This is a genomic window from Aeromonas sp. S11(2024) (assembly GCF_041402345.1).
Taxonomy (GTDB): Bacteria; Pseudomonadota; Gammaproteobacteria; order Enterobacterales; family Aeromonadaceae; genus Aeromonas; species Aeromonas veronii.
The window spans coordinates 130738-144156 of sequence record NZ_JBGLRC010000010.1; the positions used below are offsets into that span (position 1 = coordinate 130738).

At 60.4% G+C, this 13419-nt stretch carries 12 protein-coding genes; 5 read left to right on the forward strand and 7 right to left on the reverse strand.

Features of this window, described 5'->3' with window-relative positions:
• Nucleotides 1–6 precede the first annotated feature (6 nt).
• The 5 genes from ACB040_RS10905 to ACB040_RS10925 all read right to left on the reverse strand — a co-directional run bounded on the left by ACB040_RS10905 (nt 7) and on the right by ACB040_RS10925 (nt 3939).
• Nucleotides 7–1299 carry a hemolysin family protein gene (locus ACB040_RS10905; RefSeq protein WP_338772739.1) on the reverse strand — a complete coding sequence of 431 codons (1293 nt, stop codon included), beginning with the start codon at nt 1297–1299 and terminating at the stop codon, nt 7–9.
• Nucleotides 1262–1525 (reverse strand): hypothetical protein, encoded by a 264-nt coding sequence (locus tag ACB040_RS10910; RefSeq protein WP_171903388.1) that lies wholly within the window; start codon nt 1523–1525, stop codon nt 1262–1264. Before ACB040_RS10910 ends, ACB040_RS10905 begins: the two co-directional genes overlap by 38 nt.
• Before the next feature lie 17 nt (nt 1526–1542).
• Complete coding sequence (gene ansB / locus ACB040_RS10915) at nt 1543–2601, reverse strand: L-asparaginase 2 (protein WP_371154671.1); 1059 nt, start codon at nt 2599–2601, stop codon at nt 1543–1545.
• Nucleotides 2602–2731: 130 nt separating this feature from the next.
• Complete coding sequence (locus ACB040_RS10920) at nt 2732–2926, reverse strand: heavy-metal-associated domain-containing protein (RefSeq protein ID WP_005357810.1); 195 nt, start codon at nt 2924–2926, stop codon at nt 2732–2734.
• Between the two features lie 62 nt (nt 2927–2988).
• Nucleotides 2989–3939 carry an AEC family transporter gene (locus ACB040_RS10925; RefSeq protein WP_005336047.1) on the reverse strand — a complete coding sequence of 317 codons (951 nt, stop codon included), beginning with the start codon at nt 3937–3939 and terminating at the stop codon, nt 2989–2991.
• A gap of 131 nt (nt 3940–4070) precedes the next feature.
• Between ACB040_RS10925 and treR the strand changes: the two genes are divergently transcribed.
• The 5 genes from treR (at nt 4071) to ACB040_RS10950 (ending at nt 9281) form a co-directional block, all read left to right on the forward strand.
• Nucleotides 4071–5018, forward strand: coding sequence for a trehalose operon repressor TreR (gene treR / locus ACB040_RS10930; RefSeq protein ID WP_371154668.1), 948 nt, complete (start codon nt 4071–4073; stop codon nt 5016–5018).
• A gap of 192 nt (nt 5019–5210) precedes the next feature.
• Nucleotides 5211–6641, forward strand: coding sequence for a PTS trehalose transporter subunit IIBC (gene treB / locus ACB040_RS10935; RefSeq protein WP_236297607.1), 1431 nt, complete (start codon nt 5211–5213; stop codon nt 6639–6641).
• 66 nt (nt 6642–6707) lie between these two features.
• Complete coding sequence (gene treC, locus ACB040_RS10940; protein ID WP_263718077.1) at nt 6708–8369, forward strand: alpha,alpha-phosphotrehalase; 1662 nt, start codon at nt 6708–6710, stop codon at nt 8367–8369.
• A gap of 3 nt (nt 8370–8372) precedes the next feature.
• Entirely contained in the window at nt 8373–8972 is a 600-nt protein-coding gene (locus tag ACB040_RS10945) for a sugar O-acetyltransferase (RefSeq protein ID WP_371154665.1), read from the forward strand.
• A gap of 120 nt (nt 8973–9092) precedes the next feature.
• Nucleotides 9093–9281, forward strand: coding sequence for a hypothetical protein (locus tag ACB040_RS10950; protein ID WP_005336040.1), 189 nt, complete (start codon nt 9093–9095; stop codon nt 9279–9281).
• Between the two features lie 60 nt (nt 9282–9341).
• Here ACB040_RS10950 and rluA read toward each other — a convergent pair whose 3' ends face one another.
• Both rluA and rapA read right to left on the reverse strand, forming a co-directional pair.
• Nucleotides 9342–9998, reverse strand: coding sequence for a bifunctional tRNA pseudouridine(32) synthase/23S rRNA pseudouridine(746) synthase RluA (gene rluA, locus ACB040_RS10955; RefSeq protein WP_005343025.1), 657 nt, complete (start codon nt 9996–9998; stop codon nt 9342–9344).
• A gap of 115 nt (nt 9999–10113) precedes the next feature.
• Entirely contained in the window at nt 10114–12981 is a 2868-nt protein-coding gene (rapA, locus tag ACB040_RS10960) for an RNA polymerase-associated protein RapA (protein WP_371154662.1), read from the reverse strand.
• Nucleotides 12982–13419: the final 438 nt, after the last annotated feature.

Genomic DNA, 13419 nt, shown 5'->3' on the forward strand with positions numbered 1-13419 from the left:
CGCAGGTTAGCTGGGTTGATCGGTCAAGGGCATGGCGAGCACCTTGTCGATGCGCAGGCCATCCATGTCAACAATTTCCAGTTGCCACTGTTCCAGTGTCACCAGGTCTCCGGTTTGTGGAACACGACCAAGGAGCAGCATGATAAGCCCTCCGAGGGTGTGATAGTGATGTTTTTCTTCTTCTGGCAGACGAACCAGCTCCAGACAGTCCTTCAACTCCGGCAGCGGGATCAGGCCATCGAGCAGCCAGCTGCCGTCGGCGCGCCGGAATGCCCAGTTGTCCTCGCCATCCTCCTGCTGGAAATCCCCCGCCAGCGCCTCCAGCAGATCCTGCTGGGTTACCAGCCCCTGCAGCTCGCCATATTCGTCCACCACCAGCGCCATCTGTTCGCTGTGGGTGCGGAAGTGGTTGAGCAGCTCGACGCCGTTGAGGGTCTCGGGGAGCAGGCTGCCCTCCTGGGTCAGGGCAGCCAGATCGATGGGCTCCCCCTTGATATAGGCGTGCAGCACCTTGCTGACATTGATGATACCCACCAATTCTGACAGGTTGCCGTCGCAGACCGGAAAATAGCTGTGGCGATACTCCACCAGTCGCTGCAGGTTGCTCTCCAGCGGCAGCGCCAGATCCAGATAGCGGATATCGCTGCGTGGCACCATCAGGGAGGAGAGGCTGCGCTCGTCGAGACGGAAGACGTTGCGCAGCATGGTGTGTTCATGATCCTCGATTACCCCGGCTTCCGATCCTTCCACCAGCATGGCGTGGATCTCCTCCTCGGTGACGTTGGCGCTGCCATTCTGGTTGACCCGCAGCAGCCGCAGGCTGGCATTGGTGGAGGCCGACAGCAGCCAGACGAAGGGGCGGGTCAGGGTGGCGAGCCAGTGCATGGGGCGCGCGACCAGACAGGCGATGCGCTCGGCATTGAGCTGGCCGAGCCGCTTGGGCACCAGCTCCCCCACCACGATGGAGAGGTAAGTAACCACCACCACCACGATGACGGTGGCGATCAGGCCGCTGCTATTGGGGGATAGTCCCCACTCCTGCAACCAGAGCGAGAAGGGCTGGGCCAGCAGGGATTCGCCGTAGATACCGTTGAGCAAACCTATGCTGGTAATGCCGATTTGGACGGCAGAGAGAAAATGGGTCGGGTCTTCGCCCAGTTTGAGGGCAATGGCGGCGGAGCGGTTGCCTTCAGAGGCAAGCTTGCCGAGGCGAGCCTTGCGTGCGGTGACGATGGCGATTTCTGACATGGCGAAGACGCCATTAAGCAAAATCAATCCCAGCAGGATCAATATTTCCATACAGCAACAGCACTCCTTGAGTGGATAAGATCGCTGGCAGTGTAATGAATTTGGCGGCGATGCGCTTGTGAAAGCGGGTGATCCGGCTCGCTAATTTGATGACAGCGCTCTGGGATGGCTGAAAAAGATGACCGGAAAAGGGAGGGATGGCCCCGCCAAACGGCGTAATGGGCGAGGCAGCATTGCAGGAGGGAAAAGGGCGGGAAGTCCCGCCCTTGCTTGTCATGGTTCAGACAACCCTTATCAGAACTGCTGGAACCAGCGCTGGATCTGGGCCGGATCCTTGCTCTGGGTCAGGGAGAGCATCAGCAGCACCCGCGCCTTCTGCGGGTTGAGAGTGCCGGAGGTCACGAAGCCGTACTTGGCATCATCGATCTCAGCATCCAGGGTGGTGGCGCCGGTCGGCACGCGGGCGGAGCGCACGACGCGGATGCCATCCTTGCTCGCCTTGGCCAGGGTATCGAACAGGGTGTGGTAGAGGTTGCCGTTGCCCACCCCGGCGCTGACGATGCCGTCGAACTTGGCATCCACCATCGCTTTGGCCGGCAAGTCGGTGGCGTTGGCGTAGCTGTAGACGATGCCCACTTGCGGCAGCTTGTCTAGCTTGCTCACGTCAAACGGCGTCTTGCTGGTGTGCTGGCGAGCCGGGCTGCGCTGATAGTCGATCTTGCCGTTGTGGATGTAGCCGAGCGGGCCAAAGTTGGGGGAGGCGAAGGTTTGCACCCCGGTGGTGTTGGTCTTGGTGACGTCGCGGGCATCCAGCACTGTGTCGTTCATCGCCACCATCACGCCACGGCCCTTGGAGGCGGGGTCGGAGGCGGTCACCACGGCGTTGTAGAGGTTGAGCGGGCCATCGGCACTCATGGCTGTGGAGGGACGCATGGCGCCAACCAGTACCACCGGCTTGTCGCTCTTGACGGTCAGATTGAGGAAGTAGGCGGTCTCTTCCATGGTGTCGGTGCCGTGGGTGATGACAATGCCATCCACGTCATCCTTGGCCAGCAGCTCGTTGACCCGTTTGGCCAGCTTGAGCCACACCTCGTCGTTCATGTCCTGGGAGCCGATCTTCACCACCTGCTCACCCTGCACATCGGCCACGTTCTTCATCTCGGGCACGGCGGCGATCAGGGTTTCGATGGCCACCTTGCCAGCCTCGTAGTTGGACTGGGTAGCGGACTGGCCAGCTCCGGCAATGGTGCCGCCGGTTGCCAGAATATGGACGTTGGGCAGGGCCATTGCCATGGGGGAGAGGGTCAGGCTGACGACGGCGGCGAGCAGGGTCTTGCGGATCGGTAGGGTCATGCTGCAAATCCTTGTGGTTGGAATAATCGCAGCAAGTTTGCCCGTTTAATAACCCGGGTCTGTGATAAAACTCACCAAAAGACAGGTGAGTACAGATTTTTAACCTGTTTTATACCTCTATGGAGATAATTTAACTCGCAGAGAAACCCTTGGCTTCGATCAGGGCGATCAGCTCGGCCTTGCTCAGCTCGCTCTCAATGACGGCCTTGCTGCTGGCGAAATCGACGGTTGCGGTGGTGACCGCAGGCTGGGCCAGCAGCGCTTTTTGCAGACTGGCGGCGCAGCCACCACAGGACATGCCGGACACGGTGAGTTCGATGGTCATGGAATATCTCCTCTGTTGATGAGCGCCAGCCTAAAGCTGCCGCCTCCGGCAAGGTCAAGCCGTCAGTACATCAACCCTAGGTAATTCATCAGAGTTGCCCCGAGGCTGGTAGTGACCAGCGAACCTAGGGTGGTGGTGGCGATGATGTTTGCGGCCAGCACGCTGTCGCCCCCCATGGCACGGGTCATCACATAGCTGGCGGCGGCAGTCGGGGTAGCGCTGATGAGAAACAGAATACCCAGCTCCAGATGGCTGAAGCCGAGCAGAGCCGCCCCCAGGGTAAAAGCTGCCGGAATGAGACAGAGCCGCATGATGCTGGCCCACCCGGCAATGGCTGCACCACCACGCAGGGCATCGAGGCTGAGAGAGGCGCCGGTGCAGAGCAGCGCAAGCGGCAACGTCATGTTGGCGAAGTAGCTGCCGGTGGTGAGCAGCAGTTGCGGCATCTTGATACCGAGCAGGGTAAAGGGCAGCGCCGCCACAATGGCGATGATCAACGGATTCTTGATGATGCCGAGCAGGATGGGGCGAATGCCGGTGGCGCCGCCGAGACTGCGGGTGAGGGTGATCACAGCGAGAATGTTGTAGAGCACGGTCACCGCACCGACATAGAAGGCCGCCGCCCCCAACCCTTCGTGGCCGTAGGCGTTTTGCACATAGGCGAGCCCGATAATGGCGCTGTTGCCGCGAAAGCTCCCCTGCACGAAGATGCCGCGCAGCCGCTGCTCCCCGATAAAACGTCCGGCCAGCAGTTCCAGCACCAGATAGCTGATAACGGTGGCGAGCAGGCCATAGCCGATAAACCAGAGGCTCGGCATGGTGGCGAAGTTGGTACCCAGAATACTGAGAAAGAGCAGAGCAGGCAGGGTGACCTGAAACACCAGTCGCGAGGCTGATTCGGTGAAGGGATCCGGCAAAAGCCCCAGCCGCTTGAGCAAGATGCCGAGCAGCAGCACCACGCAGATGGGGCCTGTGATGGAGAGGGAGAAGAGCAGACTGGCCAGCAGATCCATGGTGGACGTCCTCCTGATGCGCCGCCTAAAGCGGGGCAAAAAGGGCATTCTAACGCCATGGGCTTGTATTCACAGGGGTTAATCACAACAATGTGGGCAATTCCACCGCCTAGCCTCCTGTGAGCCAATTCATGGACAAGAAACTGACCATCCTCGATATCGCCAGACTGAGTGGCGTCGGCAAGTCGACCGTCTCCCGGGTGCTCAACCAGGATCCCAAGGTGAAGCAGGAGACCCGCGAGCGGGTGGAGCAGGTCATCGCCGAGCACGGCTTCGTGCCGAGCAAATCGGCGCGGGCCATGCGCAGCCAGAGCCAGCAGGTGGTGGGGATCATCGTCTCGCGGCTCGACTCCAGCTCGGAGAATCAGGCGGTGCGCGGCATGCTGGAGACCCTCTACCAGCGTGGCTACGATGCCGTGCTGATGGAGAGCAAGTTCTCCCCCGCCAAGGTGCAGGAGCATCTGGCGGTGCTGGAGCGGCGCGGGGTGGATGGCATTATCCTGTTCGCCTTCAATGACTTGGACTATGCCGCCATGACGCCGCTGAAAGAGAAGCTGGTGCTGGTCGCTCGTGAATATCCCGGTTTCTCCTCGGTCTGCTTTGACGACGCCGGTGCGGTGCGCACCATGCTGGCGCAACTGGCAAGCCGTGGCGCCCGCGACATCGCCTATCTGGGGGTGGATGCCTCGGATCTCACCACCGGCCAGCGCCGCCTCGACGCCTATCTCGCTTACTGCGCAGAGCAAGGGTTGCACCCGCGCAGCGCCCTCGGCGATCTCAGCCTGCAGAGCGGCTACCGGCTGGCGGCCGAGCTGCTGACGCCCTCCACCCAGGCGCTGGTCTGCGCCAGCGACACCCTCGCCATCGGTGCGGCAAAATACCTGCAAGAACAAGGGCGTAGCGAGGTTCTGGTGACCGGTCTTGGCAACAACCCCATGCTCAGTTTCCTCTTCCCCAACGCCCTCAGTCTCGATCTTGGTTACAAAGGGGCGGGGGAGCAGGCGGCGCGTCAGTTGCTCGGCCAGATTGAGCAGGATCAGCCTCCGCTGGTGACTATCGCCCCCTGCCGAACCCTGTGACCCCCATCACTTCCGACTGAACAAAAAGTGTGCTTTTTGTGATGCTGGCCACGAATTGGGAACGTTCCCATTTCGATCTGGCCAGATTGTCGGCATGCTAAATGGGAACGATACCAAAAACGCTCCGGCCGACAGACTGGCTCAAAAGGGCGATACAGACCACTATTCAATGGCGTTACAGAGGGAAGACCCATGTCCAAGATCAACGCACAGCAGCTTGCCACCCTGATCGACAAGATCGGCGGCAAGGAGAACATCGCCACCGTCAGCCACTGCCTGACCCGGTTGCGCTTCGTCCTGAACGATCCGGCCAAGGCCGACAGCAAGGCCATCGAAACCATTCCGGCAGTGAAGGGAAGCTTCACCCAGGGCGGTCAGTTCCAGGTGGTGATCGGTAACGAGGTAGAGCAGTGGTACAAGGCGCTGACCGAACAGCTCGGCGTCAGCGGTGGCAGCAAGGAGACCGCCAAGCAGGCGGCCCGCCAGAACATGAACCCGCTGGAGCGTGGCATCTCCCATCTGGCGGAGATCTTCGTACCGTTGCTGCCCGCCATCATCACCGGCGGTCTGATCCTGGGCTTTCGCAACGTCATCGGCGACATCAAGATGTTCGACGATGGCACTCACACCCTCACCGAGATCAGCCAGTTCTGGGCTCAGGTACACGCCTTCCTCTGGCTGCTGGGCGAGGCGATTTTCCACTTCCTGCCGGTCGGTGTTTGCTGGTCTGCAGTGAAGAAGATGGGCGGCTCCGAGATTCTCGGTATCGTGCTCGGTATCACTCTGGTGTCGCCGCAGTTGATGAACGCCTACGGCATCGGTCAGCAGACTCCCGAGGTGTGGGACTTCGGCCTGTTCGTGATCCAGAAGGTGGGTTATCAGGCCCAGGTCATTCCGGCCCTGCTGGCGGGTGTATTCCTCGCCTGGGTGGAGACCAACCTCAAGCGGATCATTCCGGCCTATCTCTATCTGGTGATTGTGCCGTTTGTCTCGCTGCTGCTGGCAGTGATCGTGGCCCACGCCTTTATCGGCCCGTTCGGTCGCTGGATTGGTGATGGCGTCGGTTTCGCGGCCAAGGCTGCCATGACCGGCTCCTTCGCTCCCATCGGTGCTGCCCTGTTCGGCTTCCTCTACGCGCCGCTGGTCATTACCGGTATCCACCACACCACCAACGCGGTGGATCTGCAGCTGATGCAGAGCATGGGGGGCACCCCGATCTGGCCGCTGATCGCCCTCTCCAACATCGCTCAGGCGTCTGCGGTCGTCGGCATCATTCTGATTAGCCGCAAGGAGAACGAACGGGAGATCTCGGTACCTGCTGCCATCTCCGCCTACCTCGGGGTGACCGAACCGGCGATGTACGGTGTCAACCTCAAGTACAAGTTCCCCATGCTGTGCGCCATGGTTGGGTCCAGCCTTGCGGCCCTTATCTGCGGTTTCGCCGGAGTGATGGCCAACGGCATCGGGGTGGGCGGCCTGCCGGGCATCCTCTCCATCCAGCCGCAATACTGGGCGGTGTTTGCCATCGCCATGCTGGTCGCCATCGTGGTGCCGGTGGTGCTGACCCTGCTGGTCTACAAGCGCCAGCAAGCCGCTGGCAAGTTGGCCCAAGCCAGCGCCTGACACTGATTATCAGGGCGACCCGTGGGTCGCCCTCTCCATTTTCTATTCGAGACAAGAGAAAGACCCATGAGCCAAACACCCTGGTGGCAGAGTGCCGTGATTTACCAGATTTACCCCAAGAGCTTTCAGGATTCCGCTGCCCGTGGCACCGGCGATCTCAAGGGGATCATGGCCCGCCTCGACTATCTCAAGACCCTGGGCGTTGACGCCCTCTGGCTGACCCCGGTTTACGTCTCCCCGCAAGTGGACAACGGCTACGACATCGCCGATTACTACGCCATCGACCCCGCCTACGGCACCATGGATGATTTCGAGGCGCTGCTGGCCGCCGCCCACGCGCGCGATATCCGCATCGTGATGGATATAGTAGTGAACCACACCTCCACCGAGCACACCTGGTTCAAGTCGGCGCTGGGGGATAAAAACAGCCCCTACCGCGACTACTACATCTGGCGCGATCCGGTGGATGGCGGCGTGCCCAACAACTGGCAATCCAAGTTTGGTGGCAGTGCATGGGAGCTGGATGCAGCCACCGGCCAGTACTACCTGCACCTGTTTGCCCGCGAGCAGGCGGATCTCAACTGGGAAAATCCGGCGGTGCGTGCCGAGGTGAAAAATATCATCCACTTCTGGGCCAAGAAGGGGGTGGACGGTTTCCGCCTCGACGTCATCAACCTTATCTCCAAGGATCAGACGTTCCCGAACGACGAGATTGGCGATGGCCGCCGTTTCTACACCGACGGGCCGCGCATCCACGAATTTTTGCAGGATGTGAGCCGCGACGTTTTTGCTCCGGTTGGTGCCATGACGGTGGGGGAGATGTCCTCTACTTCGCTGGAGCACTGCCAGCGCTATGGCGCCCTCGATGGATCCGAGCTCTCCATGGTGTTCAACTTCCACCATTTGAAGGTGGATTACCCCAACGGCGACAAGTGGACCAAGGCACCGTTCGATTTTCTCGAACTCAAACGCATCTTCAACCACTGGCAGAGCGGTATGCATGGCAAGGGGTGGTCGGCGCTGTTCTGGTGCAACCACGATCAGCCGCGCATCGTCTCCCGCTTCGGCGATGAGGGTGAGCATAGGGTAGTGGCCGCCAAGATGCTGGCCAGCACGCTGCATGGCCTGCAAGGCACCCCCTACATCTATCAGGGGGAGGAGATAGGCATGACCAACCCCGGCTATCAGCACATCAACGACTATCAGGATGTGGAGAGCCGCAACATCTTCGCCATCAAGCAGGCGGAAGGGATGAGCGAGGCCGAGATCCTCGCCATTCTCGGCGCCAAGTCCCGCGACAACTCGCGCACGCCGATGCAGTGGAGCGCAGCGGCCAATGCAGGTTTCACCCAAGGAACGCCCTGGCTCAAGCCTGCCGCCAACTATCCCGAGATCAATGCCGAGGCGGTGCTGGCCGACCAGAACTCGGTGTTCTGGCACTATCGGGATCTCATCGCCCTTCGCAAGGCGCACCCCATCTTCACTCAGGGGGATTATCAGGAGCTGTTGACCGGGCACCCGCAGATCTGGGCCTATGCCCGCCGTGCCAACGGTCAGACCCTGCTGGTGGTGAGCAACTTCTACGGCGAGCCGGTTGAGTTTGCCTTGCCTGCCGAGCTACAAAGCGGGCAAGGTCGGCTGCTGCTCGGCAACTACCCCGATAGCCCGGCCCAACCGCAATCGGGTATGCTGCGCCCTTATGAATCCCTGATCTGGCTGATGGAGTAGGTAATGGAGAAGGTGGTGCGCGGTAGCGAGTGGCAGAAGATGGTGGCGGGGGAGCCCTATGATGCGGGCGACCCCGAGCTCAAAGCGGCGCGCGAGCGCTGCCGCAAGCTCTATCACACCTTCAACACCTGCTGGCAGGAGAAACCGGCGCTGGATGCTTTGCTGCACGAGCTGCTCGGTAGACGCGGCCAGGAGTGCGCCATCAATCCGCCGTTCTTCTGCGACTATGGCACCAATATCTTCGTCGGCGAGAACTTCTACGCCAACGTCAATTGCACCATCCTCGACGTCTGTGAGGTGCACATCGGCGACAACGTGCTGCTGGCGCCCGGGGTGCAGATCTACACCGCCGCTCACCCGGTGGCGGTGACGCCGCGTATCAGGGGTGTCGAGTTCGGCAAGCCGGTACGGATCGGTCACAACGTCTGGATTGGCGGCAGCGTCGTCATCTGCCCCGGCGTCACCATCGGTGACAACAGCGTCATCGGCGCCGGTTCGGTGGTGACCAAAGATGTGCCCGCCAACGTGGTGGCGGCTGGCAACCCTTGCAAGGTGCTTCGGCCGATGACGGCACAGGAGCTTGAAGGCGTCATCCAGCGGTGAACAGGGACCATGAATGCTATTGCTATCTGATTGATAGAAAAGCGACTTTCAGATTGTTTTGCATTCAGTGCTTATGTTCGGGGCCGCTTGGTCGATACTGTTGAGTGCAGGAGGAACCCTATGGATATATCAAGTTCTGCAAATGCGTCGTTTGGTTCTGCTCTGATGACGGCCAGTCTGGCCAAGAAACAGCAGACCCAAGAGGGCGAAGCTGCGCTGAAGCTGCTGCAAAACGCAGCGCAATCAGCGCCGGTTGCACCAACATCGGCCAGCGCTTCTCTGGGAAGCAAGATCGATATTCGCGTCTGACCCTAATGAAAAAGCCCCCATCTCGCGATGGGGGCTTTTTTATCTCTGCAATTTGCGGGATCAGACCGGGAAAGGAGCCGGCGCCTCGAAGGTCATCCGTTCCCCACTGCGGGGGTGGCTGATGGTCAACATGGCCGCATGCAGGTAGAGATGGGGCGCAGCCGCCAGCGCATCCGGATGAGCATAGAGGTTGTCACCCAGGATCGGGTGCCCCAGCTCCAGCATATGGACGCGCAACTGGTGCGAGCGACCTGTGATGGGGGTCAGCTTGATCAGACTGTTGCCGTTCTCCACCTTCAGTTTCTGCCACAGGGTCAGGGCGTGACGCCCCTCTTCGTGATCCACCTTCTGTTTCGGGCGGTTGGGCCAGTCGACGCAGAGCGGTAGATCTACCTGACCCGACTCTGCTTCCGGCTCACCCCACACCCAGGCGAGGTAGTGCTTCTCGGTCTCCCGCTCGCGAAATTGCCGACTCAGCTCCCGATGAGAGTTGGGATTGAGGGGAATGACAATGACGCCTGTGGTGGACATGTCGAGGCGATGAGCTGCCGCCGCCTTGGGGTGCTGCTGTTTCACCCGATGCAGGACGCTGTCTTCATTCTCGGGGCCGCGCCCGGGGACGCTTAGCAGGCCAGTGGGCTTGTTGACCACCATGATGTCCTTGTCCTTGAACAGGATATCTAGCCAAGGTTCCAGAGGCGGTGAGTATTCAAACATAAATGTCTCGCATCAGAAGGTGGGGGCAAGCCCCCATCAGTTATGGGTAACCACGACAAAGCGGCCTTGGGTATCCAGTTTGAGCTGGGTCTGGCCGCTGTCGGTCGGTACCTTGTCAGTTATGGGTGACCACGATAAAGCGGATGGCATCCAGCTTGAGTTGGGTCTGATCGATCAGGTGGTGCAATTCTGCCTGCAGATTGCGCAGATAATCCAGTTCGCTGTCGCGCACGTTCGGGTTGACTGCCTTGAGCGCTTCCAGACGATCCAGATCCTGCTGCAGGGTCTGCGCCATCTGGGCACGGGCCTTGTCGACAATCCCGGCTTTCAGCTCTTCGGCAATGGCCTGGCCCTTGCCAATCAGACCGTGGATCACCGGTTGGGATGCAGTCACGAGCTTGCTGCCGAGGTGGCGATTGACCGGAGTCAGCTGGCGGTTGAAGGCATCGAACGCCACTTTCTCACCCAGATTCTGGCCGTTCTTGTCCATCAGCAGACGGATTGGCGTCGGCGGCATGAAGCGGTAGAGCTGGGGATGGGCCGCAGATTCGGCAACGAAGATCAGCTCAAGCAGGATGGAGCCGATGGGCAGCGCCTTGTTCTTGAGCAGTGCGACCGAGGTGGCACCGATCTCGGAACCCAGGATCAGGTCGATACCGCCGCGCATCATGGGGTGATCCCAGGAGAGCAGCGCCATGTCATCCCGCGACAGGGCAGTGTTGCGATCGAAGGTGATGGTCATGCCATCTTGCGGCAGGCCCGGGAAGCTGGAGACCAGCATGTGATCCCCTGGGGTCAGCACCAGCGCGTTCTCGCCACGGTCATCCTGATTGACGCCGATCTCGTCGAACATCTTGAGAGCGAAGGAGATCATGGCGGTGTCGTCATCTTCGGCGGCCAGCTTATCGACCAGCTGCTGGGCGGCAGCGCCACCGCTGGAGTGGATCTCCAGCAGGCGATCGCGGCCCTGCTCCAGTCGAGCCTTGAGCGGCTCGTGCAGTTCGCGGGTCTTGACCAGCAGGGCGTCGAGGGCTGCCTGATCGCCGGTGTTGGCAGCCAGCAGCTCGAACAGCTCTTCACGTACAGCTTCGAATACCGGGCGGGCCGTCGGGCAGGTCTGCTCGAACGCGTCCAGACCATCGTGATACCAGAGCTGCAGGGCGCGCTGGGCAGTCCCTTCCAGATAGGGAACGTGGATCTCGACGGTGTTCTGCTGACCGATACGATCCAGTCGGCCGATCCGCTGTTCCAGCAGATCCGGGTTGAGAGGTAGATCGAACAGCACCAGATGGCTGGCAAACTGGAAGTTGCGGCCTTCTGAGCCGATCTCGGAGCAGAGCAGCACCTGGGCGCCACCCTCTTGCTGAGCGAAATAGGCGGAGGCCTTGTCCCGCTCGAGGATCGACATCCCTTCGTGGAACACGGCACCACGGATCCCTTCACGGGTACGCAGCGCCTCTTCCAGCGCGATGGCGGTCGCTGCTTCGGAGCAGATCACCAGCACCTTCTGCTGACGGGCAGAGAGCAGCAGCTCCAGCAACCATTCGACACGGGGGTCGAACTGGGTCCAGGTGGCGTTGTCGCCTTCGAACTGCTGGAAGATCTTCTCGGGATAGAGGTAGCGCAGGGCGCGGGTCTGCAGATCGCCACCGTTGCCACCCATCATGCCCATCACCTTGATGGCAGTCTTGTACTGCTCCGGCAGCGGCATGGGGTAGACGTTGAGGTGACGCTCGGGGAAGCCCTGAATATTGGCGCGGCTGTTGCGGAACAGCACCCGGCCGGTGCCATGCTGGTCCAGCAGCTTGGCGACCGCCTGCTGGCGGGCGGCGGCATCGCTCAAGTCCAACCCTTCCAGCTGGCTGGCGAGGGTCTGTCTGGCTTCATCGCTCAGGGTCTCGCCATCCAGCAGCTCTTGCGCTGCGCTGGCGACCTGACCATAGGCCTGCTCCTCGGCGAGGAAGGCCTCGTAGTCGTAGAAACGCTCGGGATCGAGCAGGCGCAGACGGGCAAAGTGGCTCTGGTGGCCCAGCTGATCCGGGGTGGCGGTCAGCAGCAGCACGCCCGGCACCTGTTCGGCCAGCGCTTCCACCATCTCATAGGCACGGCTCGGCGCCTCTTCACTCCACTCCAGATGGTGGGCTTCGTCGACAACCAGCAGATCCCACTCGGCTTCCAGCACCTGCTCGAAGCGACGGCGCTTCTTGCGCAGGAAGTCGAGGCTGCAGATCACCAGCTGTTCGGTCTCGAAGGGGTTCTCCGCATCGGCAAATGCCTCGATGCAGCGCTCCTCGTCAAACAGGGAGAAGTGCAGGTTGAAGCGGCGCAGCATTTCGACCAGCCACTGATGCTGGAGCGTTTCGGGCAGCAGAATGAGCACGCGATGGGCGCGGCCGGAGAGCAGCTGCTGATGAATGATCATGCCCGCTTCGATGGTCTTGCCCAGACCCACCTCATCGGCCAGCAGTACGCGCGGAGCGTAGCGGTGACCCACCTCGTGGGCGATATAGAGCTGGTGCGGGATCAGGCTGACCCGGCCACCGGCCAGACCGCGAGTCGGGTTGCGACGACGCTGGTGCTGGTTGACCAGCGCCTCGTAGCGCAGGGTGAAGCGGGACATCCGATCGATCTGACCGGCGAACAGGCGATCCTGCGGCTTGTTGAACTTGATAAAGTTGTTGAGAAACACTTCCTTGAGGGCAACGGGCTCATCATTGTCGGTGCGCACACCTACATATATAAGCAGGCCGTCTTTCTCCTGCACTTCTTCGACCGTCATGGCCCAGTCTTCGTGACTGGTGATCTGATCGCCCACATTGAAGCTGACCCGGGTGACCGGCGCCTCTTCTTTGGCATACATGCGGTTTTCACCGGTAGCCGGAAACAACAGGGTAACCATGCGTCCTTCAACAGCAACGACAGTCCCCAACCCCAGATCCGTCTCTGTATCACTAATCCAACGCTGGCCAAGTGCAAAAGGCATTAAACTCTCCAAAGCCCAAGAGTGTGTGAATCGCAAAGGGGCGCTATGTTACCCGAAGGCGTGACCTCGATCACCATGCATATAGATGTAGAGAGACCAAATCGCCACAACCTTGATCTGCTACCATCGCCACGCAATCTAGAGGATAGCGAGCTCGCCAAACGGGTGTGTTATTGCAGGATAAATGCGCTTTTTGGGTGATTAGTGAACGGTTGAACCAAAATTGCGAATTTAATTCGAAAACACCCTTGCAAGCGTGATCCAGATCCCTATAATGCGCCTCCATCGACAGGGCAAGCGGCAACGCAGAAAGCCAAGTCGGTAACGTCGAAAAGCCTTTGAAAATAAGGCTTGACTCGAGAAGGCGGTTGAGTAGAATTCCACTCCCGCAGCAACACACTGTTGCGTCGCTCTTTAACAATTTGAATCAAGCAATCT

Coding starts and splice junctions, on each gene's coding strand:
- ACB040_RS10905 (WP_338772739.1), bottom strand. CDS start 1,299: ATGGAAATATTGATCCTGCTGGGATTGATTTTGCTTAATGGCGTCTTC.
- ACB040_RS10910 (WP_171903388.1), bottom strand. CDS start 1,525: ATGACAAGCAAGGGCGGGACTTCCCGCCCTTTTCCCTCCTGCAATGCT.
- ansB (WP_371154671.1), bottom strand. CDS start 2,601: ATGACCCTACCGATCCGCAAGACCCTGCTCGCCGCCGTCGTCAGCCTG.
- ACB040_RS10920 (WP_005357810.1), bottom strand. CDS start 2,926: ATGACCATCGAACTCACCGTGTCCGGCATGTCCTGTGGTGGCTGCGCC.
- ACB040_RS10925 (WP_005336047.1), bottom strand. CDS start 3,939: ATGGATCTGCTGGCCAGTCTGCTCTTCTCCCTCTCCATCACAGGCCCC.
- treR (WP_371154668.1), top strand. CDS start 4,071: ATGGACAAGAAACTGACCATCCTCGATATCGCCAGACTGAGTGGCGTC.
- treB (WP_236297607.1), top strand. CDS start 5,211: ATGTCCAAGATCAACGCACAGCAGCTTGCCACCCTGATCGACAAGATC.
- treC (WP_263718077.1), top strand. CDS start 6,708: ATGAGCCAAACACCCTGGTGGCAGAGTGCCGTGATTTACCAGATTTAC.
- ACB040_RS10945 (WP_371154665.1), top strand. CDS start 8,373: ATGGAGAAGGTGGTGCGCGGTAGCGAGTGGCAGAAGATGGTGGCGGGG.
- ACB040_RS10950 (WP_005336040.1), top strand. CDS start 9,093: ATGGATATATCAAGTTCTGCAAATGCGTCGTTTGGTTCTGCTCTGATG.
- rluA (WP_005343025.1), bottom strand. CDS start 9,998: ATGTTTGAATACTCACCGCCTCTGGAACCTTGGCTAGATATCCTGTTC.
- rapA (WP_371154662.1), bottom strand. CDS start 12,981: ATGCCTTTTGCACTTGGCCAGCGTTGGATTAGTGATACAGAGACGGAT.